This is a genomic window from Neobacillus sp. CF12 (genome assembly GCF_030348765.1).
Classification (GTDB): domain Bacteria; phylum Bacillota; class Bacilli; order Bacillales; family Cytobacillaceae; genus Neobacillus.
Map to the genome: position 1 here is coordinate 4,718,555 of NZ_JAUCEU010000007.1, position 24,988 is coordinate 4,743,542.

Here is a 24,988-nt window from a genome sequence, read left to right on the forward strand (position 1 = left end):
ACCATGGCGATGGATAAATTGGTTGTAAAAGGCGCCAGAGCCCATAATTTAAAAAATATAGATGTCACCATTCCGAGAGATAAGCTTGTTGTGATAACGGGACTTTCTGGTTCAGGAAAGTCCTCCCTTGCTTTTGATACGATTTATGCAGAAGGGCAGCGCCGCTATGTGGAATCGCTGTCTGCATACGCACGGCAATTTTTAGGGCAGATGGATAAGCCTGATGTTGATTCCATTGAAGGATTATCCCCAGCGATTTCTATCGATCAAAAAACAACAAGCCGAAATCCGCGTTCAACGGTGGGGACGGTGACAGAAATTTATGATTATTTGCGATTACTTTTCGCTCGTGTTGGCAGACCTACCTGTCCAATTCACAATATAGAAATCTCTTCGCAAACGATCGAACAGATGGTAGACCGAATTTTGGAATACCCCGAACGAACCAAAATGCAAATCCTTGCTCCAGTCATTTCCGGTCGAAAAGGGATGCATGTTAAGGTACTCGAAGATATAAAGAAACAGGGATTCGTTCGTATCCGTGTAAACGGCGAAATGCATGACCTTGGTGAAGAGATTGTACTAGACAAAAACAAAAAGCATTCAATTGAAGTTGTTATCGACCGTATTGTCGTGAAGGATGGAATTTCTGCAAGAATTGCAGATTCTCTTGAAACTGCCTTGCGTCTTGGCGAAGGCAAGGTTATTGTCGATGTAATAGGGGAAGAGGAACTTCTTTTCAGTGAAAACCATGCCTGTCCACATTGTGGTTTTTCAATCGGTGAATTAGAACCGCGGATGTTTTCCTTCAATAGCCCCTTTGGTGCATGTACGGAGTGTGATGGGTTAGGTTCCAAGCTTGAGGTAGATGTGGATCTTGTCATACCAAATAAGGAATTATCATTAAAACAGCACGCCATTGCTCCATGGGAGCCGACAAGTTCGCAATATTATCCGCAGCTGCTAGAAGCGGTTTGCAATCACTATGGGGTAGATATGGACATGCCTTACAAGGACATTCCTCCCCATTTACTAGAAAAAGTTCTTTATGGCTCCAAAAGTGATAAGATTTATTTCCGTTATGAAAATGATTTTGGACAGATTCGTGAGGGCCATATTGAGTTTGAAGGGGTCATACGTAATGTAGAACGCCGCTATAAAGAAACCAGCTCTGATTGGATTCGAGAACAAATGGAGAAATACATGGGCGAGCAGCCATGTCATGTTTGTAAAGGTCATCGTTTAAAGAAAGAAACGTTGGCTGTGCTCATTTCAGGACGCCACATCTCTCAACTAACAGAGCTATCGATTGAAGAATCCTATCAATTCTTTAATGAATTAAAATTAACGGAAAAAGAAATGCAAATCGGCAAGCTAATTTTTCAAGAGATTCGTGAGCGACTTGGATTCCTTATGAATGTTGGACTCGATTACTTGAGCTTAGGACGAGCTGCTGGTACTCTTTCTGGAGGAGAAGCGCAGCGAATCCGTTTGGCTACTCAAATTGGTTCTAAATTAACAGGGGTTCTCTATATTTTAGACGAACCATCAATTGGGCTTCATCAACGTGATAACGACCGCCTAATTGGAACACTTCAAAATATGCGTGATATTGGAAACACGTTGATTGTGGTTGAACATGACGAAGATACGATGATAGCTGCTGATTATCTAATTGATATCGGCCCTGGCGCAGGAATTCACGGCGGACAAGTGATTGCAGCAGGAACACCTGCTGAAGTAATGGCGGATCCAAATTCTTTGACTGGCCAGTATTTATCAGGTAAAAGGTTTATCCCACTACCTATCGAACGTCGTAAGCCAGACGGAAGGTATATCGAAATTAAAGGTGCTGCCGAAAACAATTTACGAAATGTAAATGTAAAAATTCCGCTGGGTATGTTTATTGCGGTAACGGGTGTATCTGGATCAGGGAAAAGTACATTGATCAATGAAATCCTCCTTAAAACACTATCGCAGAAGCTTAACCGCGCCAAAACAAAGCCAGGTGAACATAAGGATATCTTGGGGATTGAAAATTTAGATAAGGTAATCGACATTGACCAATCTCCTATTGGCCGAACACCTCGTTCTAATCCGGCAACGTATACAGGAGTATTTGATGATATCCGTGATCTGTTTTCTACAACGAACGAAGCGAAAGTCCGAGGCTATAAAAAAGGGCGTTTTAGCTTTAATGTCAAGGGCGGACGTTGTGAAGCCTGCCGTGGCGATGGAATTATCAAAATTGAGATGCATTTCCTACCTGATGTTTATGTTCCCTGTGAGGTTTGTCATGGAAAACGCTATAACCGAGAAACACTTGAAGTAAAGTATAAAGGGAAGAGCATATCTGAAATTCTTGATATGACTGTCGAAACAGCGGTACAATTTTTTGAAAATGTTCCAAAGATCAGCCGAAAACTGCAAACGATTTATGATGTCGGTCTAGGGTATATTACACTTGGCCAGCCGGCGACCACCCTCTCTGGAGGAGAAGCGCAGCGTGTGAAGCTTGCCTCTGAACTTCATAAACGGTCAAACGGCAAATCGTTCTACATTTTAGATGAACCGACAACAGGACTTCATGTCGACGATATTTCTAGATTATTAGTCGTCCTTCAGAGGCTCGTTGAAAATGGTGATACAGTACTAGTTATTGAGCACAATTTAGATGTAATCAAAGCAACAGATTACATCATTGACCTTGGTCCAGAGGGTGGGGACAAGGGCGGAACGATTGTGGCGACCGGAACACCTGAAAAGGTAGTTGAAGTGCCAGGATCCTATACGGGCAGGTACTTAAAACCAGTCATAGAGCGAGACCGGTTACGTATGAAAGAGCAAATCCTCGAAAAAGAAACCATTTCAAAAAGCTAAAACCTTGCGTTTTAGCTTTTTTTATAGATATATTGAAACTTTCATATTTACCATACGTAAATATCCAATAAGGGGAGTGATTACGAATGGATACTCGAAAGGTTCTTTCAGGATTATGTTACTTTAGTATTTTCTTTGCAGGAATTCTTTTTCCACTTGTTGTGATGTTTGCCTCTGGAGATGAGGTAACGAAGAGTCATGCGAAAAAAGCATTCTTATCGCATTTAATCCCGCTTATTCCTGTACCGCTGCTTATTTTTGCTCTATTTAATGATATTAACGCCATTAACAATGAAGCTATTCCTGTTTTTACACTTGTTACAGCAGGTATTTTGGTCTTAGTTAGTCTTATTGTAACTATCTGGAATGTGATAAAAGGCGTAAAAGCTTTAATGACCGAATAGGATTTAATGAATACGTTTATTGGAGTGGATAAATGATGAAGGAAGAACGTAAAAGAATATTAAAAATGGTTGAAGAAGGAAAGCTTAACGTGGAAGAGGCATTAACTTTGCTTGAAGAACTTGAAAAAGCAGGGCAAACAATGGAACAAAAGCAGGAACAAATTGCCCATGAAATCTCAACCGCTTTTAAATTTGAAGAAGCAAAAAAGGAAGATTCGGAGCATAGCAAAGTTCATTCAACAAAGGATAAAATTTTTGATTTTGTTGATACTGCTTTGAAAAAAATTAAGGACCTTGATTTTGATATGAATTTCGGTAAGTCCGTAGAAATCTCACACATCTTTCATCAAGGTGATGTGTACTTACGTGATATGGATATTGATCTTGCCAATGGCTCACTGAAGCTTGTTCCTTGGGATCAAAACGATGTTCGGATTGAGTGTCAAGCAAAAGTGTTCCGAGTTGAAAATTCTGAACAAGCCAGGGAAAACTTTTTGAAGGATGTCTTGTTTGCGATTGATGGTCAAAAATTGCGGTTCATGACGCAGCAAAAATGGATGAAGGTTGATGCAGTTGTCTATGTTCCTCAAGCAGAATACGAACGCGTTCGTGTTAGAATGTTTAATGGTCCAATATCAAGTGAGGAATTAACCATAAGTGACTTGCGTATGAAAACAGCCAATGGAAAAATTGAATTAACCCGTTTAAATGGGAAAAAAGCGGAAGTCGAAACGGCAAATGGCCATATTACTCTTCAAACGAGCACGATAGATGATCTAGAGGTTGAAACCATAAATGGTGCAATTAAACTTGATGGTGACTTTAGAAAGGTTGAAACGCAAACGTTAAATGGGAATACGACCTATAACCTAACTGGAAATCGCTGTGAATTAATTGCGGCAAAAGCAACTACTGGTGGAATTGATTTATATATTCCTGATGGAGTGGCGGCAAGTGGCGAGTTAAAGACAAATCTTGGCGGTTTTAACATTAAACTCGATGGAATTCAGGTCCTTGAAGAAAAAAGTGAAATGATTCAAAAAATGCTTCGCTTTCAATCGGTCAATCATCCTGACCGGATGTTAAAAATCTTTGTCGATACAAAAACGGGATCTATTACACTTCACAAATCGGATGAGGCGAACAAATAATAGGAGATTTGATAAATGAAATGGTTGGTTGGGATTTTAATAAATGCGGTTTTGTTTATGGCGATAGCGGGTTATTTTTCTGAGAGTTTCGTATTGGAAGGCTTTGCCGCGGCACTAGCTGCAAGTTTCTGGCTCTCAATCATAAATGTCATCGTACGCCCGATTCTAGTCATATTAACTTTACCCGTTACAATTTTAACATTGGGTTTTTTCCTGTTTGTTATTAATGCGATGACACTCGAAATCACCGACTATTTGATGGGCGATGCGTTTGAAATTGCAGGATTTGGAATGGCATTATTAGCTTCGGTCATCATGTCAATTGTCACGCTGGTTCTCGATAAAACGATCCTTAAATCCTCTAAGGAAAAGTAAGTGAAGCAATTGGCTCAGCCAATTGCTTCTTTACCGTTTCATCGTATGAACAAAGCGATATCGGTCCGCGCGGAAAGTTGATTTTACTAATTCAAAAGGTATTCCATCTGTTAAATATGAAATCCGCTCAATCAAAAGGGTAGGGTCCCCAAGATTGATTCCCAAGTTTTCAGCATCATAACTATCAGCAACTGACGCTTCAATCTCTTGATTGGCTTCACTAATTGAAAGAGAAAGATGCTCCTCAATGTATTGGTAAAGGGAAAGATTACTGTTTTCCTCCGTTAATCCTGGGACAATTTGAACTGGAATGTAAGCCGTTTCAAGTGCCATTGGAGCACCATCCGCTAATCGAATTCGCTTTATTTTATAAATACTATCATTTTCTTCTATTTTAAGGTCGCTAGCTGTATTTTTGTCAGCAGGGATAATTTGAAAAGATAGAAGAGTACTGCTAGGATTCATCCCCCTAGAAAGCATGTCTTCTGTAAAACTCGTCATACCCTGAAGCTCCTGTTCAACCTTTTTCCTATTGACAAAAGTACCTCTTCCTTTTTGTCTTTTCAAATAGCCTTCGGAGACTAAATTATTGATTGCTTGTCTAACCGTCATTCGGCTAATCTGAAACCTTTCAGCATACTCCCGTTCCGAGGGAATGACCGCTTCTTCTTTTAAGATACCAGTCTCTATTTGTTGTTTAATGTACTCTTCAAGTTGATGATAGATAGGAACCGGTGAATTTTTATTAATCATCTACTGACACTCCTCGAGAAAAGTACTAGATATATTTTAATGCGTCCCTATCAGCGATAACCGTTACATTCTGATGATAGTTTAAAGCGGATGCCGGGAAATCTTCGCTTATTTCACCATTCATGAACTTTAATAGTGCTTCTGCTTTTCTTTCCCCCGACACTAATAGGAGTATCTCTTTGCTTTCAAGTATAGAAGCAATACCCATTGTAAGTGCATGTGTAGGGACTTCATCAATCGTGTTGAAAAACCTTGAATTAGCTTCTCGAGTATTTTGGGCTAGAGTGACAACATGTGTCCGGCTGCTAAAAGAAGTTCCTGGTTCATTAAATCCGATATGACCATTTTGCCCTATTCCGAGAATTTGAAGGTCAATCCCGCCAAGCTCTTTTATTAGCTTTTCATAACGAATGCATTCATCCTCTAAATCGCTTACAGCACCATTTGGAATATGGGTATGCATTTCATTAATATCCAAATGGTTAAATAAATTTTGACGCATGAAATAGTGATAGCTATTTGGGTCCTTAGAAGGAAGTCCGATATATTCATCTAAATTGACAGACTTCACCTGTTTATAGCTGGTCCCGTTCGATTTATGGTCCTGGATTAAATAATCATAAACACCTTTTGGGGTGCTCCCTGTTGCCAATCCTAGTGTTAGGCTTGGATTATTGTTAATTTTATCTAAAATGATCTTCCCAGCTTCTAAGCTCATCTCTGCATAATTTTCTGTACGAATTAGTTTCATGTTAATCCCCCTTCTTGAATGCGATTTTCCCACGGCAGAATGTCATTTCAACTTGATATTCATCCGAAAAGATTGTTATGTCAGCGTCTTTTCCTACTGAAAGGCTCCCTTTACGATCATAAACTTTTAATTGCTTTGCAGGATTCACACTTGCCATTTGAACAGCTTCTGTTAGTGAAATATCTGCAGCTTCTTGGATGTTTTTTAAGCTATCGTTCATTTTTAAAATACTCCCTGCAAGTGTTCCGTCTGCCAGAAGTGCCTTTCCATCTGCGACGGATACATCTTGCCCGCCAAGATCATAGACACCATTTTTAAGGCATTTTGCCCTCATTGCATCTGTTATCAAAATCATGCCCTCTGTACCTTTTGCGTTAATGACCATCTTCATTACCTCAGGACGAACATGGATACCATCAGCAATTAATTCAACCATTAATTCTTTAAAAATAAGCGCAGAACCAGCAACCCCAGGTTCGCGGTGATGGATTCCTCTCATTCCATTAAACAAATGTGTCACCTGTTTTGCTCCTGCCTGAACGGCTTTTTCCATCTCTTCGTAAATCGCGTCAGAGTGACCTATCGACGCAATGACATCATTTTCATGTAAATAGGAAACAAAGTTAGTCCCATTTTCAAGTTCTGGAGCAACTGTTACCAATTTAATGCTGCCCTCAGCAAGTTCTTGCCATTTTTTAAATAATTCAATATTAGGATTAATAATGTATTCCATCGGCTGTGCTCCAGCACGCTTGGCATTGATAAAGGGTCCTTCTAAATGAACCCCGAGAATGTCGGCCTTACCGGAGTCATTATAGCTTTTAAGATAAAGTGCTGCATTTTTTAGGGCGTTTTCAATATTTTCGTGTTTTTGGGTGATGGTTGTAGCTAAAAAACTCGTCGTTCCTTCAGCTGGAAGTGCTATAGCCATTGTTTCCAACGCCTCGATAGTTGCATCCATTGTGTCCGCACCAGCAACACCATGAATGTGGACGTCTATGAAGCCTGGAACAGCAGTATGACACTTAGGAATCTCTATTTTTTCAACATTTTTTAAATGGGAAGGAAGTGCGGGAATAGGACCAATCTCTTGGATTTTTCCATTCTCACTATAAATATAGACTGATTCTGAAACTTCATTTTCTAAAACAGCCTTGCCATGAACCAGTAAAAGTAGGCTCAACATTACTCATCTCCATTTCAAAATAATTACCTCTCATGTGTTTAGTATAACTCCAAGTGGAATAGTTGTCTATACCAGTTAATTATCCGTATCCGTATTTATTTTTCCATTAATTTAAGAATGTATGAAAAAACAGATTAACTTCAATATGGTTATGAAAAAAAATTAAATAGTGCTAAAATAAGAAGAAATTAAAATGAATTTTAAGAGAACTGTCTAGCAGCAGCGAAATAGGTTACTGCCGCTTCTGATAAGGAGGAAAACTTTTGCCAAAGGTACGCACAAAGGATATTTATGAGAGATTCAATCTGGAGTTAATTAGCGGTGAAGAAGGAATAAATCGCCCGATTACAACAAGTGATATTTCAAGACCGGGAATTGAAATTGCAGGCTATTTCGAGTATTATCCTGCAGAAAGAATTCAGCTATTAGGGAAAACAGAATTGTCTTTCTTTGCGGAATTACCCGTTAATGAACGGGTGTCAAGAATGGAGCGGTTATGCACAGACATTACACCTGCCATCATTGTGACAAGAGACTTAGAGGTCCCGGTGGAACTCATTGAAGCCTCTGAGCGTGAATCCGTTCCAGTGTTGCGAGCAAACATGAAAACAACTCGCTTTTCCAGTAGGTTAACAAACTATTTAGAGAGTAAACTTGCACCAACCACTGCTGTCCATGGAGTTTTAGTCGATATCTATGGGATAGGTGTGTTAATTACCGGAAAAAGCGGTGTTGGTAAAAGTGAAACAGCATTGGAGTTAGTAAAACGCGGCCATAGACTTGTGGCAGATGATTGTGTTGAGATTCGCCAGGAAGACCAAGACACACTTATTGGGGCCTCTCCAGATTTAATTGAGCATTTACTTGAAATTCGCGGACTAGGTATTATTAATGTCATGACTCTTTTTGGGGCAGGGGCCGTTCGCAGCAATAAAAGGATTACTTTGGTTATAAACCTAGAAATTTGGGATGCCGCCAAGCAATACGACCGTCTAGGTTTAGATGATGAAAAAATGAAAATTATTGATACAGAGATTACAAAAATCACGGTACCGGTCCGTCCAGGTCGAAACCTAGCTGTTATCATTGAAGTAGCAGCGATGAACTATCGTCTAAAGAGAATGGGTGTCAATGCTGCGCAGCAATTTACAGAGCGTTTATCTGATGTCATTGAAGACGGAGACCATGAGGAATAATTATCTAAAAGGAGAAATTCTATGAATTCAACTATACAGCCGCTTGACCCAATTGCATTTTCCTTAGGACCTATTTCTGTCCACTGGTATGGTCTTATTATTGGTTCCGGTTTAGCTTTGGCGCTTTTTCTTGCCATTAGAGAAGGAGATAAGAGGGGACTTCCAAAGGATACATTTGCAGACTTAATGCTTTGGGCAATCCCGATTGCGATTCTTTCGGCAAGGTTATATTACGTTATCTTTGAGTGGGGCTATTATTCACAGCACCCAGGACAAATTATTCAGATTTGGAATGGCGGAATTGCTATCCATGGAGCCTTAATTGGTTCAGTACTGACTGCATATGTTTTTGCTAAAAAACGCGGGATATCTTTCTGGAAAATTGCGGATATTGCCGCGCCAAGTATTATCCTAGGTCAAGCTATCGGCCGTTGGGGAAATTTTATGAATCAGGAAGCCCACGGCGGTGAGGTTACGAGAACTTTCTTAGAAAACCTACAACTTCCTGAATTCATTATTAATCAAATGTATATTAATGGGGCCTATTATCACCCAACCTTTTTATATGAATCGATTTGGAATATCCTTGGATTTATTCTCTTAATTTTACTGCGTCGTGTGAACCTTCGCCGCGGGGAGCTTTTCCTGTCTTATGTTATTTGGTATTCTATCGGTCGTTTCTTCATAGAAGGCTTAAGAACAGACAGTTTAATGCTAGGCGGTCTTCGGATGGCACAATCGATCTCCATCGCTTTAATAATTGGCGCTGTGTTAATCCTTATTTATCGCAGAAAGAAGAATTTAGCAAAAGATAGATACTTAGACAAAAACAATCAAGCATTTACACACTAAAAAGGAGATTTTGGAGAAATGATTAACTCGCTGAAAAAGGGTTTTCAGGTGGGGATAAAGACAACATGGACCTTGGGGAAAATTATTTTTCCAGTAACACTTATTGTGGCCTTGCTTCAATATTCGCCGATTTTACCATGGGTGATTGAGAAAATCGCCCCAATGATGAGGTTGTTTGGTTTGTCAGGCGATGCGGCTATTCCACTTGTGATAGGAAATTTTCTTAATCTGTATGCAGCAATTGGAGCGATATTAACTCTGGATTTTTCCGTAAAAGAAGTTTTTATCTTAGCCGTGATGCTCTCATTTTCTCATAATTTAATTGTAGAATCAGGCGTTGCTATGAAAGTTGGAGTGAAACTTTGGCTTGTATTGGTTACAAGGCTTGGCCTAGCGTTTGCCTCTGCGATTGTCATTAATCTTGTTTGGCAAGGAGGCAGTGAGAAGGCTCAATATGGTCTGATTCAAGCACAAAGTGATGAACAAGTCTCGGGAATCGGTGCTATTATCCTTGCAGCAATTGAAAAAGCAGGTCTAGGGATCCTGCAATTAGCGTTGATCGTCATCCCATTGATGATTGTTATTCAAATCTTAAAAGATTTGCAATGGCTTAAGAAGTTTTCACAAGGGATGTCTCCGATCACGAAAAGTCTAGGGATGCATGAAAATACATCTACGACCATGGCGGCGGGCTTGTTATTTGGGCTTGCATATGGTGCAGGGGTTGTCATCCAAGCAGTAGAGGAAGATGGTGTTAGTAAAAAGGATATAACACTCGCATTTCTTTTTCTAATGTCCTGTCATGCGGTAGTGGAAGATACGCTTATTTTTATACCGCTTGGAATACCAGTCTGGCCGCTCTTTTTAATTCGACTTGGTGTAGCAATCGCCCTAACCTTGGTTGTCGGCTTAATCTGGAAACGCTCAGGCATCCTGAGAAGAAAGGGAGCAGAACCAACTTATGATAAGTAAAATTAATACGATACTATTTGATTTAGATGGAACATTAATTGATACCAATGAATTAATCATTTCTACATACTTACACACACTTGAAAAATACTTTCCGGGTAAATATACACGCGAAGATGTTCTGCCATTCTTAGGACCCACGCTTCATGAAGTTTTTGGAGAAATGGATCCCGACCGAGTAGAGGAAATGGTGTTAGACTATCGCACCTACAATCTAGCGAATCACGATACATTGGTAAAAGAATTTGTGGGTGTTATGGAAACGATTGAGACATTAAAGAAAAAGGGATATAAACTGGCTATCGTGACCACGAAACGGGAAGATGTTGCCTTTAAAGGACTCCGCTTGATGAAACTCGACTCATTTTTTGATGTCATGGTTGCTTACGATCATGTAAAAAAAGTGAAACCAGATCCTGAACCGATTTATTTAGCCCTTGAAAAGTTAGATTCAAAGCCGGAGGAAACCTTAATGGTGGGGGATAATTTTCACGATGTTCTTGCCGGGAAAAATGCAGGTACAAAAACAGCTGGTGTTGCCTGGACCATAAAAGGTAGAGACTATCTAGCAAAATATGAACCAGATTACATGTTGGAGAACATGACAGATCTATTGACGATTCTCGGAGAGAGGTAACGATGAGAAATACGACTCGCTACCCTGTTGAAGGGGCAAATTCCTTGTGGCATGTTTATAAAACAGTTCCCTTTTGGAAGGTTGTCAAAAACTTTATTGTGATTCAACTGGCCCGATACACTCCATTCCTTGGGATGAAAAATTGGCTTTACCGGACGTTTTTAGGATTAAAGGTTGGAGAGCAAACCTCTTTTGCTTTAATGGTGATGCTCGATGTCATGTTTCCGGAGAAAATCAGTGTTGGCCGCAACAGTGTTATTGGCTATAATACAACGATTCTAGCTCATGAATATTTGATAAAAGAATACCGGCTTGGTCCTGTTGAAATTGGCAGTGAAGTGATGATTGGGGCAAATTCAACCATCCTTCCGGGGGTAAGTATTGGGGATGGAGCAATCGTTTCCGCTGGAACACTCGTTCATAAAGATGTTCCTGCAGGTGCATTTGTCGGCGGCAATCCTATGCGGGTCATCTATTCAAAGGAAGAAATGGAAAGACGTTGGGCCGAAGACCCGATTTATGGGAAAAAAAATATCGAATAACATAAGCTGGGTTTTTGAACCTGGCTTTTTTTTTACATAATACATACTGGTTTGCGGGATTAATCACAATACCCGTGGGATTATAGTTTTCTGTTGACGAAATTTTCTCAAAAAGGTAAACTTTAATTTATTAGCATATTAGCGAACTAAAGGATTCTGAAAATAAAGGATGATTTGGATGAGCCGTTTATTTATGTTTGAAAAGCCTTTAGGCATGAGAGATACACTTCCTGAGTTATATGAAAAAAAGCACCGTGTACGTACCTTAATGGAAGACGCAATCAAACAGTGGGGATATCAATTTATTGAAACACCTACACTAGAATACTATGAAACCGTTGGAACAGCCTCGGCAATCCTGGACCCGGAGCTTTTCAAATTACTTGATAAAGATGGGCACACACTCGTACTCAGACCGGATATGACCGCACCGATTGCCAGGGTAGCCGCATCACGTCTCTTAGAAAATGACCTTCCACTCCGCCTTGCCTATTCAGGAAATGTATACCGCGCACAACAGCGTGAAGGCGGCAGACCGGCAGAGTTTGAGCAGATTGGTGTTGAGTTTATTAATGATGACACCGTTTCAAGTGACGGCGAAGCAATTGCCTTGCTCGTATCTTCACTAAAGAAAGCGGGACTGAGTCAATTCCAAGTTTCTGTAGGTCATATCGGCTTTGCCCAAGAATTATTTATGCAAATCTTAGGCACTAACGGACGTGCCACCGCACTAAGGCGGTTTTTATATGAAAAAAATTATGTGGGTTATCGTGAACAAGTCCAATCTTATTCTCTATCTTCGATTGATAAACAGAGACTGCTGCAACTTCTAGAGTTAAGAGGCGGTGCTGACGTGATTGGTAAAGCGCTCGATATCATTGAAGACGGCTATGGCAAAGAGTCACTTATCCAACTGAAGGAATTGTGGGAAGTGATTACCGACTATGGTCTCGAGGATTATGTGAAATTTGATTTTACGATTGTCAGCCATATGAGTTATTACTCAGGAATCCTTTTTGAAGCCTATGCTGGAAATGTCGGCTTTCCGATTGGAAATGGCGGACGCTATGGATTAATTGAGAAGTTTGGAAAAAAAGCAAGTGCAACTGGTTTTGCGGTAAGACTCGATAGACTTTTAGAAGCGATGGGTCCGCAAGAGGTCCACAGTTCAGTAGAGTGTATTTTTTTCAGCCAGGAAAGAAGAAAAGAAGCCTTTCAATTGGCTGAAACCATGAAGTCAGATGGAAAGAAAACCGTTCTTCAGGATATTAATGGTGTGAAGAATCTTGATGCTTTTACAAAGAAGTTTTCCAATACCACCTTTTTAATTGGAGGTGCCTAATCATGAATTCAAAATTAACGATTGCGATGCCAAAAGGAAGGATTTTTGAAGAAGCCTTAGATTTACTGCGGAAAGCAGGCTATAATCTGCCTCCAGAGTTTGATGATTCGCGGAAATTAATTATTGACGTTGAGGCAGAGAATATACGTTTTATCCTGGCAAAACCAATGGATGTAGCTACATATGTCGAGCATGGGGTGGCGGATGTTGGAATAGCAGGTAAAGATGTTTTACTAGAGGAAGAACGCGATGTGTATGAACTACTTGATTTACAAATTAGTGCTTGCTATTTGGCTGTAGCCGGTTTACCGGGGAGAGCGATGAATGATGTTGCTCCTAAAGTGGCAACGAAATATCCTAAGGTAGCCGCTGCCTATTTTCGAGAACAGGGTGAACAGGTCGAAATCATTAAATTAAACGGTTCAATCGAACTTGCCCCTTTAATTGGCTTAGCCGATCGGATTGTTGACATCGTATCAACAGGAAGAACGCTGGTTGAAAATGGTCTTGTTGAATATGAAAGAATTAAAGATGTCACCTCAAGGCTCATCGTCAATCCTGTAAGTTATCGGATTAAGGATGATCGAATTAACCAATTAGTGAAAAGATTAAGTGGTGTTGTCTCCTTGGAGGTTAAATAGGATGAAAATAGTTAAAGTAAATGAATTTGTTTCCATCAAACGGTCAATTGAATCTGGTACAACGGAACAGTTAGCCGTCGTTAAAAACATCATTTCAGACATTCGTTCCTCTGGTGACGAAGCACTGCGGACTTACACAGAAAAATTTGACAGGGTACTATTAGGATCTTTTCTTGTAACTGAAAGTGAAATCAATGAGGCTTATGGTCAAGTCGAATCCGAATTTATTTCAATTGTTCAAGAGGCAGCTGAAAATATTAGAAGCTTTCACGAAAAGCAATTGCGTCCGTCTTGGATGACGACAGAAGAAAATGGCAGTATCCTAGGTCAGAAAATAACACCGCTTGATTCAGTCGGTGTCTATGTCCCCGGCGGAACAGCAGCCTATCCTTCTTCGGTCCTGATGAATGTCATTCCTGCAAAAGTAGCAGGTGTAAAAAGAATTGTGATGGTTTCACCTCCTGACAGCGCAGGGAAACTTCCAGCAGCTGTGCTCGTTGCAGCGAAAATCGCTGGTGTGGAAGAAATCTATAAAGTTGGCGGAGCGCAGGCTATTGGTGCATTGGCATATGGAACACAATCCATTGAACCTGTTGATAAAATTACCGGTCCAGGCAATATCTTTGTAGCGTTAGCGAAGCGAGAGGTTTTCGGGGATGTTGATATTGACATGATTGCAGGTCCTAGTGAAATTGCGATAATAGCCGATGATTCGGCACGGGCTGATGAAGTTGCAGCTGATTTGTTGTCACAGGCTGAACACGACCCTCGTGCATGCAGTGTCCTTATCACTCCTTCTATGAGGTTAGCAGAAGCGGTGGCTGTAGAAGTAGAAAAACAGCTTGCTCTATTACCGCGTCAGGAAATAGCTTCAAAGTCAATTGCTGATTTTGGTGTAATCTATGTGACTTCAACCATAGAGGAAGCGGTTGAATGTGTGAATCAACTAGCTCCTGAACATCTTGAAATTTTAACTGAAAATGGTATGGAACTGCTTGGGAAAATTCGTCATGCTGGCGCAATTTTTATTGGCCGCTATAGTTCAGAACCTGTTGGTGACTATTTTGCCGGCCCCAACCATGTACTGCCAACAAATGGTACAGCTAGATTTTCAAGTCCGTTAAACGTGGATGATTTTCAAAAAAAATCAAGTGTGATTATATACAGCGAGAAAGCGTTAAAAGATAATGGAGAGAAAATTGCAAAGTTTGCCCGCATGGAAGGCCTTGAAGCTCATGCGAGGGCAGTAGAGTTAAGGCTTAAAAATCAATAATTTATTTGCTAGGGGGCACTTTCATGGAAAGATACGCAAGCATAGAAAGAAAAACAAACGAAACCCAAATCAGCTTATCATTAGATATTGATGGCGAAGGAAAATCTGAACTTGAAACAGGAGTTCCATTCCTTAGCCATATGCTCGATTTGTTCACGAAACATGGACAATTTAACCTCTCGGTAGACGCAAAAGGGGATATTGAGGTAGATGATCACCATACAACTGAGGATATTGGGATTTGTATCGGACAGGCATTGCGCGAAGCCCTCGGCGATAAAAGAGGCATTAAACGCTATGGGAATGCTTTTGTACCGATGGATGAAGCCTTAGCACAGGTTGTGGTTGATCTTAGTAATCGGCCGCATCTTGAAATGCGTGCGGAGTTTCCTAGTGCAAAGGTGGGAACTTTTGATACAGAGCTTGTTCATGAATTTTTATGGAAACTTGCACTTGAAGCACGGATGAACCTGCACGTGATTGTTCATTATGGTCATAATACACACCACATGATTGAAGCTGTTTTTAAAGCACTAGGCCGGGCACTTGACGAAGCGACAACGATAGACCCTCGCATCAAAGGAGTTCCATCAACGAAAGGGATGTTATAAATGATTGGAATTGTCGATTATGGTATGGGCAATCTCTTTAGCGTCAGCAAGGCTCTTGAGCGGTTGAAAGCAGACTACTTTATATCTAGTGACAAAGCGGAACTTTTGCGTGCTGATGCATTACTTCTTCCTGGCGTTGGATCATTCCGGGATGCGATGGAGGTATTGCAGGTTGATACCATTAAGGAGTTTGCCGCAAGCGGAAAACCCCTTCTTGGCATTTGCCTAGGTATGCAGTTATTGTTTGAAGATAGTGATGAAAATGGCTTGACAAAGGGGCTTGGGCTATTACCTGGTAAAGTCCGCCGCTTCGCTGGAACAACAGGCACTGGTGAAACCTACAAAGTTCCTCATATGGGCTGGAATAAGCTTGAATTTGTAAATTCCTCTCCGTTATTAGAGGGATTAGAAGAAGATTATGTTTATTTCGTTCACTCTTACTATGTAAGTGCAGAAAATTCTGAGGTGCTGCTGGCAAAAGCCAATTACCATGAAGAGGTATCTGCAGTTGTTGGCCGAGATAATATATTTGGAATGCAATTTCATCCTGAAAAAAGCAGCAAGCTAGGAATGGCATTGCTGAATAATTTCTTGAAACTAGTTGAAGAAAGGAAGGCAGTACGATGACACTTACCATTTATCCAGCGATTGATATGCGCGGCGGGAATTGCGTACGCCTTCTCCAAGGGGATTATGATAAAGAAACGATTTATGGTGATTCACCTTTTGATATGGCAAAGCGGTTTGCTTCAGATGGCGCAGAATGGATCCATATGGTTGACCTCGACGGAGCAAAAGATGGCCATCGGGTTAATGACTCCTTTGTGATTGAAACAGCCAGACAGTTGAATGTAAAAGTGCAAATTGGCGGGGGGATTCGATCTGAAGAGGATATCCTTCATTACTTAGAAAAAGGAATTACCCGCGTCATTATTGGAAGCATCGCTGTTTCAAATCCTGAGTTTGCTATAGAGATGATTCAGAAATATGGAAAGCAAATTGTTGTAGGGATTGATGCGAAAAATGGCTATGTGGCTACCCATGGCTGGCTTACTACTTCAGAAGTTAAGGCAGTAGAACTGAGTAAACGCTTTGCAGACGCTGGTGCCGAGACGTTTATTTTTACCGATATTGCTACGGATGGAACCTTATCTGGTCCTAATATTGCTGCAGTCTGCGAAATGGCTGAAGTGACAGGGAAAACAGTCATAGCCTCTGGGGGGGTTAGCAGTTTAGCAGATTTGCGCGCTCTACATACAGAAGGGGTAAAAGGAGCAATCGTCGGGAAAGCCCTTTATGAGAACCGCTTCACATTGAAGGAAGCACTGGATGAGGTGAGAAAATGACGCTGACAAAACGAATCATCCCTTGTCTTGATGTTAAAGAAGGAAGAGTGGTTAAAGGAATTCAATTTGTACAACTTCGAGATGCAGGAGACCCGGTTGAATTGGCTCGATTTTATGATGAGCAAGGAGCGGATGAACTCGTCTTCCTTGATATTTCAGCTTCCGTTGAAGGACGAAAAACGATGGTTGAGGTGGTAAAGGCAGTTGCTTCTGAACTGGCGATTCCATTTACAGTAGGTGGCGGGATTAATTCTTTGGAGGATATGAAACGAATCTTGCGTGCTGGCGCTGACAAGGTTTCCTTAAATACAGCAGCGGTTTTGAATCCCGAACTGATCTCTGAAGGAGCAGGCTACTTTGGAACACAGTGCATTGTGGTTGCGATCGATGCGAAGTATGATGAAGAAATCGGTACATGGCGTGTTTACACACACGGCGGCCGGACATCAACGGAACGGAAAGTGATTGAATGGGCAAAAGAAGCAGCACAATTAGGTGCTGGTGAAATTTTGCTAACGAGTATGGATAGTGATGGAGAGAAAAATGGCTTTGACCTTGAGTTGACAAAAGCAGTTAGTGAGGCTGTAAGTATTCCGGTCATTGCTTCAGGCGGTGCTGGGAACGCTCGTCATTTTGAAGAGGCATTTGTAAATGGGAAAGCCGATGCAGCCCTTGCGGCTTCCATTTTTCATTATAAAGAAACATCCGTTCATGAAGTGAAGGGATATTTGCAAGAGAAGGGAGTGACTGTTCGATGAATATTCGCTTTGATGAGAAAGGGCTTGTACCTGCAATCGTACAGGATGCGGAAACAAAAGAGGTATTAACATTAGCCTATATGAATCAGGAATCACTGACAAAAACGTTAGAAACCGGGGAAACATGGTTTTTCAGCCGCTCTCGACAGGAGTTGTGGCATAAAGGCGCCACAAGCGGAAACACTCAGTCTGTTGTGAGCGTGAAATATGACTGTGATCAGGATGCAGTCCTTGTCCTCGTTCAGCCGAAGGGGCCAGCCTGTCATACAGGAGCCGTCAGCTGTTTCTCAGAAGGTGTTGTTACTGAAAGGGCGACCTCTAACCTTGGGGATTATCAGATTTTGCAAACATTAGAGCAGTTAATCATTGAGCGTGAAAAAGAGCGTCCAGAAGGGGCGTATACAACATACCTATTTGAAAAAGGCGTCGATAAAATCTTGAAAAAAGTCGGAGAAGAAGCCTCCGAAGTCATCATCGCCGCCAAAAACCGTGACACAGAAGAACTAAAATGGGAAGCCGCCGACCTCCTCTACCACCTGCAAGTACTACTAGTCGAACAGGGCCTGCCATTTACAGAGGTATTGAAAACCTTAGAAGAAAGACATAAACGATAATACGGTGCCTGTCACCAAATATACAAAAAACGCTGTTTATGCAGCGTTTTTTGTATATTTGGAGATTCTTCCAATATGCCCCAAACAATTCAATCCCTTCTCGTACGGGCTCCCGTTGTGGTATACTACATAAGTTAGTTTATTGTATAGATGGAGGTCTCCATGGTTAAAGACGCGAAGGCAAGAATTCAAAAGGGAAAGATCCTGTCATTTGTCCCGAATGGGGAGTATTATTTCACGAAGGGTATTAAGGCATACCATCGCCGTGATTTTAAAAAAGCTAAAAAATATCTTCAACGGGCGATGCAGCTGGAGCCGGGTGAACCGATGATAACCTGTCAGCTTGCCATAGTGTCAACTGAACTTGGCGAGTTTGAAAATTCTAATCGACTCTTGCATTTAATCCTTGAAGATCTTGATGAAGAGATGGCTGAATGTCATTACTTTTTAGCAAATAATTATGCTCATATGGGTTTCTTTAAAGATGCATATCATCATGCTAATATGTATTTGGAAATGGACCCAAATGGTGATTTTAATGAAGATACAGAAGATCTTCTTGAGCTTCTTTCGTTCGAGGCGGAGGGGTTAGAAGATGAACTTTATGAACAGGATGACTTGATTATAAAACAAGAACAGGCACGTGATTTACTGGAATCAGGATATTTTCCAAAAGCCATAGAACTATTAAAGGATGTTGTGGAAGCCTACCCAGAATATTGGTCTGCTTATAACAACTTAGCGCTTGCATATTTTTATTTAGGTAAAGCTAAAAAAGCTGAATCCATTCTGGATGATGTATTAGAACGAAATCCTGGAAACCTACATGCATTATGCAATCGCCTTGTTTTTGCTTATTACCAAGGAAAAACGAAAGCTGTTGCACGATTAATAGATTCCTTAAGGAAAATTCAACCGATGCTCATTGACCATCAGTTTAAGCTGGGAGCAACCTTTGCATTAATTGGTGAATATGAGTCTGCATACTTTTGGCTGAAAAAGCTATATAAGAACGGTTTTCAAGGTGACGGTCCATTCTATTATTGGCTTTCCTACTCAGCTTATAATACAAACCACGAGAACTTTGCAAGAAATATTTGGAAAGTAGTCCTTGAGCATAACCCTGATAAAGAAGGCTATGAACCTTGGAATGTGGAAAAACCAATTGCGAATGGATTTGAAGATCACTCCGGTTCTATTTTTCAAAAACTAGAAAGTGATTATATTGAAGAACGTTTATTTGCGATATTCTTGGCTTCCGTTTCTGGAAAGACAGAAGAAATTTTCACTTCTAAGCGTTTTTATCAAAATCAGAAGCTTACCTCATTGGAAAAGAATTATGTTTCATTAGTAAAGTCAGGAACGCTGTCATCGATAAAAGATGCTCAGGAAATTGCTGAGGTTCTGTATGAAAAACATCAGCCAATCGGAACGATTGAATCAGGATTATATTTAATGTGGTTTTCTGTGTATGTAGAAATTTCTAAAACACAGACTAACTTAACTAATAAACGTGCTTGGGCTGGAGCGATGGAATATGTCTGGTACAAGTCAAGCAATGAAAAGGTATCACAGCAAGAAATTGCCAAGCGCTATGATATCTCACCAGCAACCATTGGGAAATATGTAAAGTTAGTGACCAAACACTTAAATTGAGCAGATTTTTGGACTATACGTCGATTGTTTTATACGATTAAGTAGGGAATACTATACTTAATCGTATTTTTTTATATATAAGGAGTGAAAAAACAATATGTCTGAGGAAAAAATTTATGATGTGATTATCGCTGGTGCTGGTCCTGCTGGGATGACAGCTGCTGTTTATACTTCTCGTGCGAACCTTTCTACGCTTATGATTGAACGTGGTATGCCTGGCGGGCAAATGGCAAACACGGAGGATGTTGAAAACTATCCAGGCTTTGAAAGTATCTTAGGTCCGGACTTATCAACGAAAATGTTTGAGCATGCGAAAAAATTTGGTGCTGAATATGCTTATGGTGATATTAAAGAAATTATAGACAACGGTGATGTTAAAACCGTTGTTGCAGGTTCAAAGCAATATAAAGCCTATTCTGTCATTATTTCTGCAGGTGCTGAATATAAAAAGGTTGGGGTACCAGGTGAAAAAGAACTTAGCGGCCGCGGGGTATCCTATTGCGCAGTTTGTGATGGAGCATTTTTTAAGCAAAAAGAATTGTATGTCATTGGTGGTGGAGATTCTGCAGTTGAAGAAGGAGTTTATTTAACTCGTTTTGCGTCTAAGGTAACGATTGTACATCGCCGTGATGAGCTGCGTGCCCAAAAAATCCTTCAAGACCGTGCATTTGCTAATGAAAAAATTGATTTTATCTGGAATCATACCATTAAGTCGATTAATGATAAGGATGGAAAAGTAGGCAGTGTTACACTTGTTTCCACTCAAAATGGAGAGGAACAGGAACTTCCTGCAGATGGTGTCTTTATTTATATCGGGATGATCCCACTTTCTAAACCATTCACAAACTTAGGAATTACCAATGAAAATGGCTATATCGAAACAAATGAACGAATGGAAACAAAGGTACCTGGAATTTTTGCAGCAGGGGATATTCGTGAAAAAACATTAAGACAAATTGTCACCGCTACTGGTGATGGAAGTATTGCTGCTCAAAGTGCTCAGCATTATGTAGAAGAATTAAAAGAGGAATTAAAGATTAAGCAGTAAATTTACAAATTATTCATAAACGTAATCCTGTTTTAATTCTGTTGTAACAATGGTGAAATATTAATAAGGTATGATGTAAATAAGAATTGACCCCCTTTAAAATATTCACTTTGAGCGCAGGCTACTTAGCCTGTGCTATTTTTTTACATATTTTTAACAGATATAAGAAACCTGATTTCATTGTGACGCCTTCCTAAAAGGAGTATAATAAAAAGAATAAATATACGCTATCGTACTATTACTTAGTTTGTTATATAAAGGGTGTTGTTGTGTGCAGCGTGTCACCAATTGTGTATTAATTAGAGATAATCAAGTTTTGATGTTGAAAAAGCCGCGCCGTGGCTGGTGGGTAGCACCTGGCGGTAAAATGGAACCGGGTGAATCTGTTCGCGATTCCTGTATCCGTGAATACCGTGAAGAAACAGGAATCTACTTAAAAAACCCACAAATAAAGGGTATTTTTACGTTTATAATGAAAGAAAATGACCAAGTGTTATCTGAATGGATGATGTTTACCTTTTTTGCAAATGATTCTGATGGAATGAGGTTTGATGAATCAGATGAAGGTAAACTTGAATGGCAGCAGCTAGATCAACTAAAAAACCTGCCTATGGCGGCGGGAGACTATCATATTATCGATTACATGATTCATGGAAATGGGATTATTTACGGTACTTTTACTTATACCAAAGATTTTCAACTAATCAGTTATCGATTAGATCCAAGTTAACTTGAATGAGGGGGAATATTGAATGAGTACCGGATCGACAAACGAAACGCAAATGGTCATCATAACGGGGATGTCAGGAGCCGGAAAAACGGTTGCTATCCAAAGTTTAGAGGATTTAGGCTTTTTCTGTGTAGATAATCTACCACCTACATTGCTTCCGAAATTCCTTGAACTTATGAAGGAATCTGGGAATAAAATGAATAAAGTGGCATTGGTAATGGATTTAAGGGGAAGAGAATTCTTTGATCATTTATTTAAAGCGCTTGATGAACTGGCCGAAACCTCATGGGTGAGCCCGCAAATCTTGTTCTTGGATGCAGATGACTCTACTTTAGTCCGCAGATATAAGGAAACTAGAAGATTTCATCCGCTGGCACAATCTGGTTTGCCATTAGAAGGAATCAAATTGGAGCGGGAACTTCTTGATGAATTAAAGGGTAGAGCGCAACTTATTTACAACACTTCACAAATGAAGCCGCGTGAATTACGTGAAAAGATTATTACAGAGTTTACCACGAATAATCAATCAATTTTTACTGTCAATGTCATGTCATTTGGGTTTAAGCATGGAATTCCAATCGATGCCGATCTAGTTTTTGATGTTCGTTTCCTGCCAAATCCTCATTATATTGATCACATGAGACCGAAGACAGGATTAGATGAAGATGTTTCTAGCTACGTTTTAAAATGGAATGAAACGCATAAATTCTTAGAGAAGGTTACGGATTTGCTTAGCTTTATGCTTCCCCATTATAAGCGGGAAGGAAAAGCGCAGCTTGTCATTGCAATAGGTTGTACCGGCGGGCAGCACCGCTCCGTTACGCTCGCAGAATATCTGGCTAAATACTTTGAAACTGATTACAAAACACTTGTTTCACATCGTGACATTGAGAGGAGAAAGGATCAGACAACATGAGCGATTTAGGACAGCCACGAATCGTCATCATTGGCGGGGGGACAGGATTGCCTGTTTTATTACGGGGATTAAAACAATATCCAGTTGATATTACTGCCATTGTGACGGTTGCCGATGATGGCGGCAGTTCAGGAAGGCTCCGTGATGACCTGCAAATTCCACCGCCTGGAGATATCCGAAATGTGTTAGCAGCGTTATCCGATGTTGAACCACTTGTAGAAGAGATGTTTCAACATCGCTTTAAGACTTCCAATGAATTATCTGGACATTCACTCGGCAATTTAATCTTGGCTGCAATGACATCGATTACAGGGAATTTTGTTCATGCCATTCAAGAAATGAGCAAGGTCTTAAATGTCCGAGGAAAGGTTCTGCCAGCAGCTAACCAAAGTGTTGTGCTTCACGCTGAAATGGAGGACGGGACAGTAGTATCTGGTGAATCAAAAATTCCTTATTCAGGGAAAAAAATTAAGAAGGTTTTCTTAACACCAAAGATGATTCGTCCACTCCCAGAATCGATTCAAGCAATTAGACAAGCGGATTTAATTATTATTGGACCTGGCAGTCTCTATACAAGTATTTTGCCTAATTTACTTGTTCCAAGATTAGGTGAAGAGGTATGTAAGTCACATGCTAAAAAGGTGTATATCTGCAATTTGATGACACAAGCTGGTGAAACACATGGATTCACAGCGAGTGATCATGTTAAAGCCATTTATGACCATATGGCATGTGCCTTTATGGATACCATCCTTGTTAATGACAAAGAAATCCCTGAAGATATTCAACTCCGCTACAACGAAGAACTGGCGAATCCTGTGAACTATGACCTAGACCGCATTTTTGAGCTTGGACTTGAAGTGGTTCATGCTGATATTGCTGTCCAGGAGAATGGCGCACTCAGACATGACCCAAAAAAGGTTGCCAAAATATTATATAATTTACTCGTAAGTGAAACCAAAAAGAGGTATGAAGCGTAATAATAGTAGCCGGATTAAAAACCCGGATAAGGGGGTGAAGGGATGTCTTTCGCTTCGGAAACGAAAAAAGAATTAACGAATTTGGAAATAAAGCCATGCTGCATACAAGCAGAACTTTCTGCGCTCATACGGATGAATGGTTCTATGTCCTTTTCCAACCGTAAGTTAATTGTGGATATTCAGACTGAAAATGCAGCTATAGCCAGAAGGATTTATACGTTAATTAAAAAGAGCTATGATGTACCTGTTGAATTGCTTGTTCGAAAAAAAATGCGATTGAAAAAGAACAATGTTTACATTGTCCGATTATCGCAACGGGCTAAGGAAATACTTGAGGATATGAAAATCCTTGGTGAAGGATTTACCTTCATCCATGATATAGCCAGTGATCTTGTGAAAAAGAAATGTTGTAAACGTTCTTATTTACGTGGTGCTTTTCTTGCTGGGGGTTCTGTAAATAACCCGGAAACATCGTCCTATCATTTGGAAGTTGCTTCGCTTTATAAGGAACATAACGAATCCTTATGCGAATTAATGAATAAATTTGGTCTTAATAGCAAGACTCTTGAACGCAAAAAAGGATATATTACTTACTTAAAAGAAGCAGAGAAAATTACCGAGTTTTTAAATATCATTGGTGCCGTCAATGCACTTCTGCGCTTTGAAGATGTGCGAATTGTACGAGATATGAGGAATTCGGTCAATCGATTGGTTAATTGTGAAACTGCGAACTTAAATAAGACCATCGGTGCTTCTATCCGCCAGGTTGAAAATATTCGTTATATAAACGAAACGGTTGGGTTGCATATATTACCTGAGAAGTTAAGAGAAATTGCTGAACTCCGTCTCCATTATACGGATGTAACCCTAAAAGAATTAGGGGAGATGGTTACTGGAGGCACGATTAGTAAATCAGGAATTAATCATCGGTTAAGGAAGATAGATGAAATCGCCGACAAATTACGTGTAGGTGAATTAGCTCCAAGAAAATAGAGGATAAACATAAGGAGGATTTTGTAATGGTAGAGAAACAAGTAGAAGTTAAATTGAAAACGGGTCTTCAAGCACGACCTGCAGCATTATTTGTTCAGGAGGCTAACCGTTTTTCTTCTGATATTTTTTTAGAGAAAGATGGTAAGAAAGTTAATGCGAAAAGTATTATGGGTCTTATGAGTTTAGCAGTCGGTTCAGGTGTGGTTGTTAATATTGTTGCTGACGGCGATGATGAAGAAAAAGCGGTTGTAGCACTATCTAATTTTGTTCAAAATGAAAATTAATCAAAAAGAGTTTGGCCGGAAATTGGCCAAACTCTTTTTTGAGTGTAGGCTGTGTTCAAATGGTATTCTGTTGATTTGCGCTCCACTAAGGAAAGCT

27 protein-coding genes are annotated in these 24,988 nt (G+C 40.2%); 24 read left to right on the plus strand and 3 right to left on the minus strand.

The window, feature by feature from the left end:
• The first annotated feature begins 3 nt into the window (after window positions 1-3).
• From uvrA to QUG14_RS22340, 4 genes are all read left to right on the plus strand, one after another.
• On the plus strand, window positions 4-2,880 hold the full coding sequence (uvrA, locus tag QUG14_RS22325) for an excinuclease ABC subunit UvrA (RefSeq protein ID WP_289342649.1): 2,877 nt from the start codon (window positions 4-6) through the stop codon (window positions 2,878-2,880).
• An 86-nt stretch (window positions 2,881-2,966) separates the two neighbouring features.
• On the plus strand, window positions 2,967-3,284 hold the full coding sequence (locus QUG14_RS22330; protein WP_289342650.1) for a magnetosome magnetite crystal formation protein family: 318 nt from the start codon (window positions 2,967-2,969) through the stop codon (window positions 3,282-3,284).
• A 32-nt stretch (window positions 3,285-3,316) separates the two neighbouring features.
• A complete protein-coding gene (locus QUG14_RS22335) occupies window positions 3,317-4,435 on the plus strand; it encodes a DUF4097 family beta strand repeat-containing protein (RefSeq protein WP_353961090.1) in 1,119 nt (372 codons plus the stop codon).
• Between the two features lie 15 nt (window positions 4,436-4,450).
• Complete coding sequence (locus tag QUG14_RS22340; RefSeq protein WP_289342651.1) at window positions 4,451-4,810, plus strand: phage holin family protein; 360 nt, start codon at window positions 4,451-4,453, stop codon at window positions 4,808-4,810.
• A gap of 30 nt (window positions 4,811-4,840) precedes the next feature.
• Here QUG14_RS22340 and QUG14_RS22345 read toward each other — a convergent pair whose 3' ends face one another.
• From QUG14_RS22345 to nagA, 3 genes are read right to left on the minus strand one after another with little or no spacing between them, the layout of a single operon-like run.
• On the minus strand, window positions 4,841-5,563 hold the full coding sequence (locus tag QUG14_RS22345; protein ID WP_289342652.1) for a GntR family transcriptional regulator: 723 nt from the start codon (window positions 5,561-5,563) through the stop codon (window positions 4,841-4,843).
• A gap of 25 nt (window positions 5,564-5,588) precedes the next feature.
• On the minus strand, window positions 5,589-6,314 hold the full coding sequence (nagB, locus tag QUG14_RS22350) for a glucosamine-6-phosphate deaminase (protein ID WP_289342653.1): 726 nt from the start codon (window positions 6,312-6,314) through the stop codon (window positions 5,589-5,591).
• A 1-nt stretch (window position 6,315) separates the two neighbouring features.
• Window positions 6,316-7,500, minus strand: a complete 1,185-nt coding sequence (gene nagA / locus QUG14_RS22355) for an N-acetylglucosamine-6-phosphate deacetylase (protein WP_289342654.1) — start codon at window positions 7,498-7,500, stop codon at window positions 6,316-6,318.
• 263 nt (window positions 7,501-7,763) lie between these two features.
• Between nagA and hprK the strand changes: the two genes are divergently transcribed.
• The 20 genes from hprK (at window position 7,764) to QUG14_RS22455 (ending at window position 24,891) form a co-directional block, all read left to right on the plus strand.
• Complete coding sequence (hprK, locus tag QUG14_RS22360) at window positions 7,764-8,696, plus strand: HPr(Ser) kinase/phosphatase (protein ID WP_289342655.1); 933 nt, start codon at window positions 7,764-7,766, stop codon at window positions 8,694-8,696.
• A gap of 21 nt (window positions 8,697-8,717) precedes the next feature.
• Window positions 8,718-9,548, plus strand: a complete 831-nt coding sequence (gene lgt / locus QUG14_RS22365; protein ID WP_289342656.1) for a prolipoprotein diacylglyceryl transferase — start codon at window positions 8,718-8,720, stop codon at window positions 9,546-9,548.
• A gap of 18 nt (window positions 9,549-9,566) precedes the next feature.
• Entirely contained in the window at window positions 9,567-10,520 is a 954-nt protein-coding gene (locus QUG14_RS22370) for a nucleoside recognition domain-containing protein (RefSeq protein WP_289342657.1), read from the plus strand.
• A complete protein-coding gene (ppaX, locus tag QUG14_RS22375; RefSeq protein ID WP_289342658.1) occupies window positions 10,510-11,157 on the plus strand; it encodes a pyrophosphatase PpaX in 648 nt (215 codons plus the stop codon). Before QUG14_RS22370 ends, ppaX begins: the two co-directional genes overlap by 11 nt.
• Before the next feature lie 2 nt (window positions 11,158-11,159).
• Window positions 11,160-11,699 carry an acyltransferase gene (locus QUG14_RS22380; RefSeq protein WP_289342659.1) on the plus strand — a complete coding sequence of 180 codons (540 nt, stop codon included), beginning with the start codon at window positions 11,160-11,162 and terminating at the stop codon, window positions 11,697-11,699.
• A 178-nt stretch (window positions 11,700-11,877) separates the two neighbouring features.
• The gene (locus tag QUG14_RS22385) at window positions 11,878-13,041 is read left to right on the plus strand and encodes an ATP phosphoribosyltransferase regulatory subunit (RefSeq protein ID WP_289342660.1); all 1,164 of its coding nucleotides are present in this window, start codon (window positions 11,878-11,880) and stop codon (window positions 13,039-13,041) included.
• A 2-nt stretch (window positions 13,042-13,043) separates the two neighbouring features.
• Window positions 13,044-13,682, plus strand: coding sequence for an ATP phosphoribosyltransferase (gene hisG / locus QUG14_RS22390; RefSeq protein ID WP_289342661.1), 639 nt, complete (start codon window positions 13,044-13,046; stop codon window positions 13,680-13,682).
• Window position 13,683: 1 nt separating this feature from the next.
• A complete protein-coding gene (gene hisD, locus QUG14_RS22395) occupies window positions 13,684-14,955 on the plus strand; it encodes a histidinol dehydrogenase (protein WP_289342663.1) in 1,272 nt (423 codons plus the stop codon).
• Between the two features lie 23 nt (window positions 14,956-14,978).
• Window positions 14,979-15,566: an imidazoleglycerol-phosphate dehydratase HisB gene (gene hisB, locus QUG14_RS22400; RefSeq protein WP_289342664.1), complete on the plus strand. Its 588-nt coding sequence runs from the start codon at window positions 14,979-14,981 to the stop codon at window positions 15,564-15,566.
• A complete protein-coding gene (hisH, locus tag QUG14_RS22405; RefSeq protein ID WP_289342665.1) occupies window positions 15,567-16,193 on the plus strand; it encodes an imidazole glycerol phosphate synthase subunit HisH in 627 nt (208 codons plus the stop codon). It begins immediately after the preceding gene.
• Window positions 16,190-16,912 (plus strand): 1-(5-phosphoribosyl)-5-[(5-phosphoribosylamino)methylideneamino]imidazole-4-carboxamide isomerase, encoded by a 723-nt coding sequence (gene hisA, locus QUG14_RS22410; RefSeq protein WP_289342666.1) that lies wholly within the window; start codon window positions 16,190-16,192, stop codon window positions 16,910-16,912. Before hisH ends, hisA begins: the two co-directional genes overlap by 4 nt.
• Entirely contained in the window at window positions 16,909-17,670 is a 762-nt protein-coding gene (hisF, locus tag QUG14_RS22415; protein ID WP_289342667.1) for an imidazole glycerol phosphate synthase subunit HisF, read from the plus strand. The genes hisA and hisF overlap by 4 nt, the downstream gene beginning before the upstream one ends.
• A complete protein-coding gene (gene hisIE, locus QUG14_RS22420) occupies window positions 17,667-18,284 on the plus strand; it encodes a bifunctional phosphoribosyl-AMP cyclohydrolase/phosphoribosyl-ATP diphosphatase HisIE (protein ID WP_289342668.1) in 618 nt (205 codons plus the stop codon). Before hisF ends, hisIE begins: the two co-directional genes overlap by 4 nt.
• 162 nt (window positions 18,285-18,446) lie before the next feature.
• Complete coding sequence (locus QUG14_RS22425) at window positions 18,447-19,940, plus strand: tetratricopeptide repeat protein (protein ID WP_289342670.1); 1,494 nt, start codon at window positions 18,447-18,449, stop codon at window positions 19,938-19,940.
• A 97-nt stretch (window positions 19,941-20,037) separates the two neighbouring features.
• Window positions 20,038-20,988 carry a thioredoxin-disulfide reductase gene (trxB, locus tag QUG14_RS22430; RefSeq protein WP_289342671.1) on the plus strand — a complete coding sequence of 317 codons (951 nt, stop codon included), beginning with the start codon at window positions 20,038-20,040 and terminating at the stop codon, window positions 20,986-20,988.
• 271 nt (window positions 20,989-21,259) lie between these two features.
• Window positions 21,260-21,718, plus strand: a complete 459-nt coding sequence (locus QUG14_RS22435) for an NUDIX hydrolase (RefSeq protein WP_289342672.1) — start codon at window positions 21,260-21,262, stop codon at window positions 21,716-21,718.
• Window positions 21,719-21,740: 22 nt separating this feature from the next.
• On the plus strand, window positions 21,741-22,634 hold the full coding sequence (rapZ, locus tag QUG14_RS22440) for an RNase adapter RapZ (RefSeq protein WP_289342673.1): 894 nt from the start codon (window positions 21,741-21,743) through the stop codon (window positions 22,632-22,634).
• Window positions 22,631-23,614 carry a gluconeogenesis factor YvcK family protein gene (locus QUG14_RS22445; protein ID WP_289342674.1) on the plus strand — a complete coding sequence of 328 codons (984 nt, stop codon included), beginning with the start codon at window positions 22,631-22,633 and terminating at the stop codon, window positions 23,612-23,614. Before rapZ ends, QUG14_RS22445 begins: the two co-directional genes overlap by 4 nt.
• 42 nt (window positions 23,615-23,656) lie before the next feature.
• The gene (gene whiA / locus QUG14_RS22450; RefSeq protein ID WP_289342675.1) at window positions 23,657-24,607 is read left to right on the plus strand and encodes a DNA-binding protein WhiA; all 951 of its coding nucleotides are present in this window, start codon (window positions 23,657-23,659) and stop codon (window positions 24,605-24,607) included.
• Window positions 24,608-24,633: 26 nt separating this feature from the next.
• Complete coding sequence (locus tag QUG14_RS22455; protein WP_289342676.1) at window positions 24,634-24,891, plus strand: HPr family phosphocarrier protein; 258 nt, start codon at window positions 24,634-24,636, stop codon at window positions 24,889-24,891.
• The last annotated feature ends 97 nt before the right edge of the window (window positions 24,892-24,988 follow it).

What these genes read in the sequence shown, in the direction of transcription:
- uvrA (WP_289342649.1), top strand. Translation starts at nt 4, where the DNA reads ATGGCGATGGATAAATTGGTTGTAAAAGGCGCCAGAGCCCATAATTTA.
- QUG14_RS22330 (WP_289342650.1), top strand. Translation starts at nt 2,967, where the DNA reads ATGGATACTCGAAAGGTTCTTTCAGGATTATGTTACTTTAGTATTTTC.
- QUG14_RS22335 (WP_353961090.1), top strand. Translation starts at nt 3,317, where the DNA reads ATGATGAAGGAAGAACGTAAAAGAATATTAAAAATGGTTGAAGAAGGA.
- QUG14_RS22340 (WP_289342651.1), top strand. Translation starts at nt 4,451, where the DNA reads ATGAAATGGTTGGTTGGGATTTTAATAAATGCGGTTTTGTTTATGGCG.
- QUG14_RS22345 (WP_289342652.1), bottom strand. Translation starts at nt 5,563, where the DNA reads ATGATTAATAAAAATTCACCGGTTCCTATCTATCATCAACTTGAAGAG.
- nagB (WP_289342653.1), bottom strand. Translation starts at nt 6,314, where the DNA reads ATGAAACTAATTCGTACAGAAAATTATGCAGAGATGAGCTTAGAAGCT.
- nagA (WP_289342654.1), bottom strand. Translation starts at nt 7,500, where the DNA reads ATGTTGAGCCTACTTTTACTGGTTCATGGCAAGGCTGTTTTAGAAAAT.
- lgt (WP_289342656.1), top strand. Translation starts at nt 8,718, where the DNA reads ATGAATTCAACTATACAGCCGCTTGACCCAATTGCATTTTCCTTAGGA.
- QUG14_RS22370 (WP_289342657.1), top strand. Translation starts at nt 9,567, where the DNA reads ATGATTAACTCGCTGAAAAAGGGTTTTCAGGTGGGGATAAAGACAACA.
- ppaX (WP_289342658.1), top strand. Translation starts at nt 10,510, where the DNA reads ATGATAAGTAAAATTAATACGATACTATTTGATTTAGATGGAACATTA.
- QUG14_RS22380 (WP_289342659.1), top strand. Translation starts at nt 11,160, where the DNA reads ATGAGAAATACGACTCGCTACCCTGTTGAAGGGGCAAATTCCTTGTGG.
- QUG14_RS22385 (WP_289342660.1), top strand. Translation starts at nt 11,878, where the DNA reads ATGAGCCGTTTATTTATGTTTGAAAAGCCTTTAGGCATGAGAGATACA.
- hisG (WP_289342661.1), top strand. Translation starts at nt 13,044, where the DNA reads ATGAATTCAAAATTAACGATTGCGATGCCAAAAGGAAGGATTTTTGAA.
- hisD (WP_289342663.1), top strand. Translation starts at nt 13,684, where the DNA reads ATGAAAATAGTTAAAGTAAATGAATTTGTTTCCATCAAACGGTCAATT.
- hisB (WP_289342664.1), top strand. Translation starts at nt 14,979, where the DNA reads ATGGAAAGATACGCAAGCATAGAAAGAAAAACAAACGAAACCCAAATC.
- hisH (WP_289342665.1), top strand. Translation starts at nt 15,567, where the DNA reads ATGATTGGAATTGTCGATTATGGTATGGGCAATCTCTTTAGCGTCAGC.
- hisA (WP_289342666.1), top strand. Translation starts at nt 16,190, where the DNA reads ATGACACTTACCATTTATCCAGCGATTGATATGCGCGGCGGGAATTGC.
- hisF (WP_289342667.1), top strand. Translation starts at nt 16,909, where the DNA reads ATGACGCTGACAAAACGAATCATCCCTTGTCTTGATGTTAAAGAAGGA.
- hisIE (WP_289342668.1), top strand. Translation starts at nt 17,667, where the DNA reads ATGAATATTCGCTTTGATGAGAAAGGGCTTGTACCTGCAATCGTACAG.
- QUG14_RS22425 (WP_289342670.1), top strand. Translation starts at nt 18,447, where the DNA reads ATGGTTAAAGACGCGAAGGCAAGAATTCAAAAGGGAAAGATCCTGTCA.
- trxB (WP_289342671.1), top strand. Translation starts at nt 20,038, where the DNA reads ATGTCTGAGGAAAAAATTTATGATGTGATTATCGCTGGTGCTGGTCCT.
- rapZ (WP_289342673.1), top strand. Translation starts at nt 21,741, where the DNA reads ATGAGTACCGGATCGACAAACGAAACGCAAATGGTCATCATAACGGGG.
- QUG14_RS22445 (WP_289342674.1), top strand. Translation starts at nt 22,631, where the DNA reads ATGAGCGATTTAGGACAGCCACGAATCGTCATCATTGGCGGGGGGACA.
- whiA (WP_289342675.1), top strand. Translation starts at nt 23,657, where the DNA reads ATGTCTTTCGCTTCGGAAACGAAAAAAGAATTAACGAATTTGGAAATA.
- QUG14_RS22455 (WP_289342676.1), top strand. Translation starts at nt 24,634, where the DNA reads ATGGTAGAGAAACAAGTAGAAGTTAAATTGAAAACGGGTCTTCAAGCA.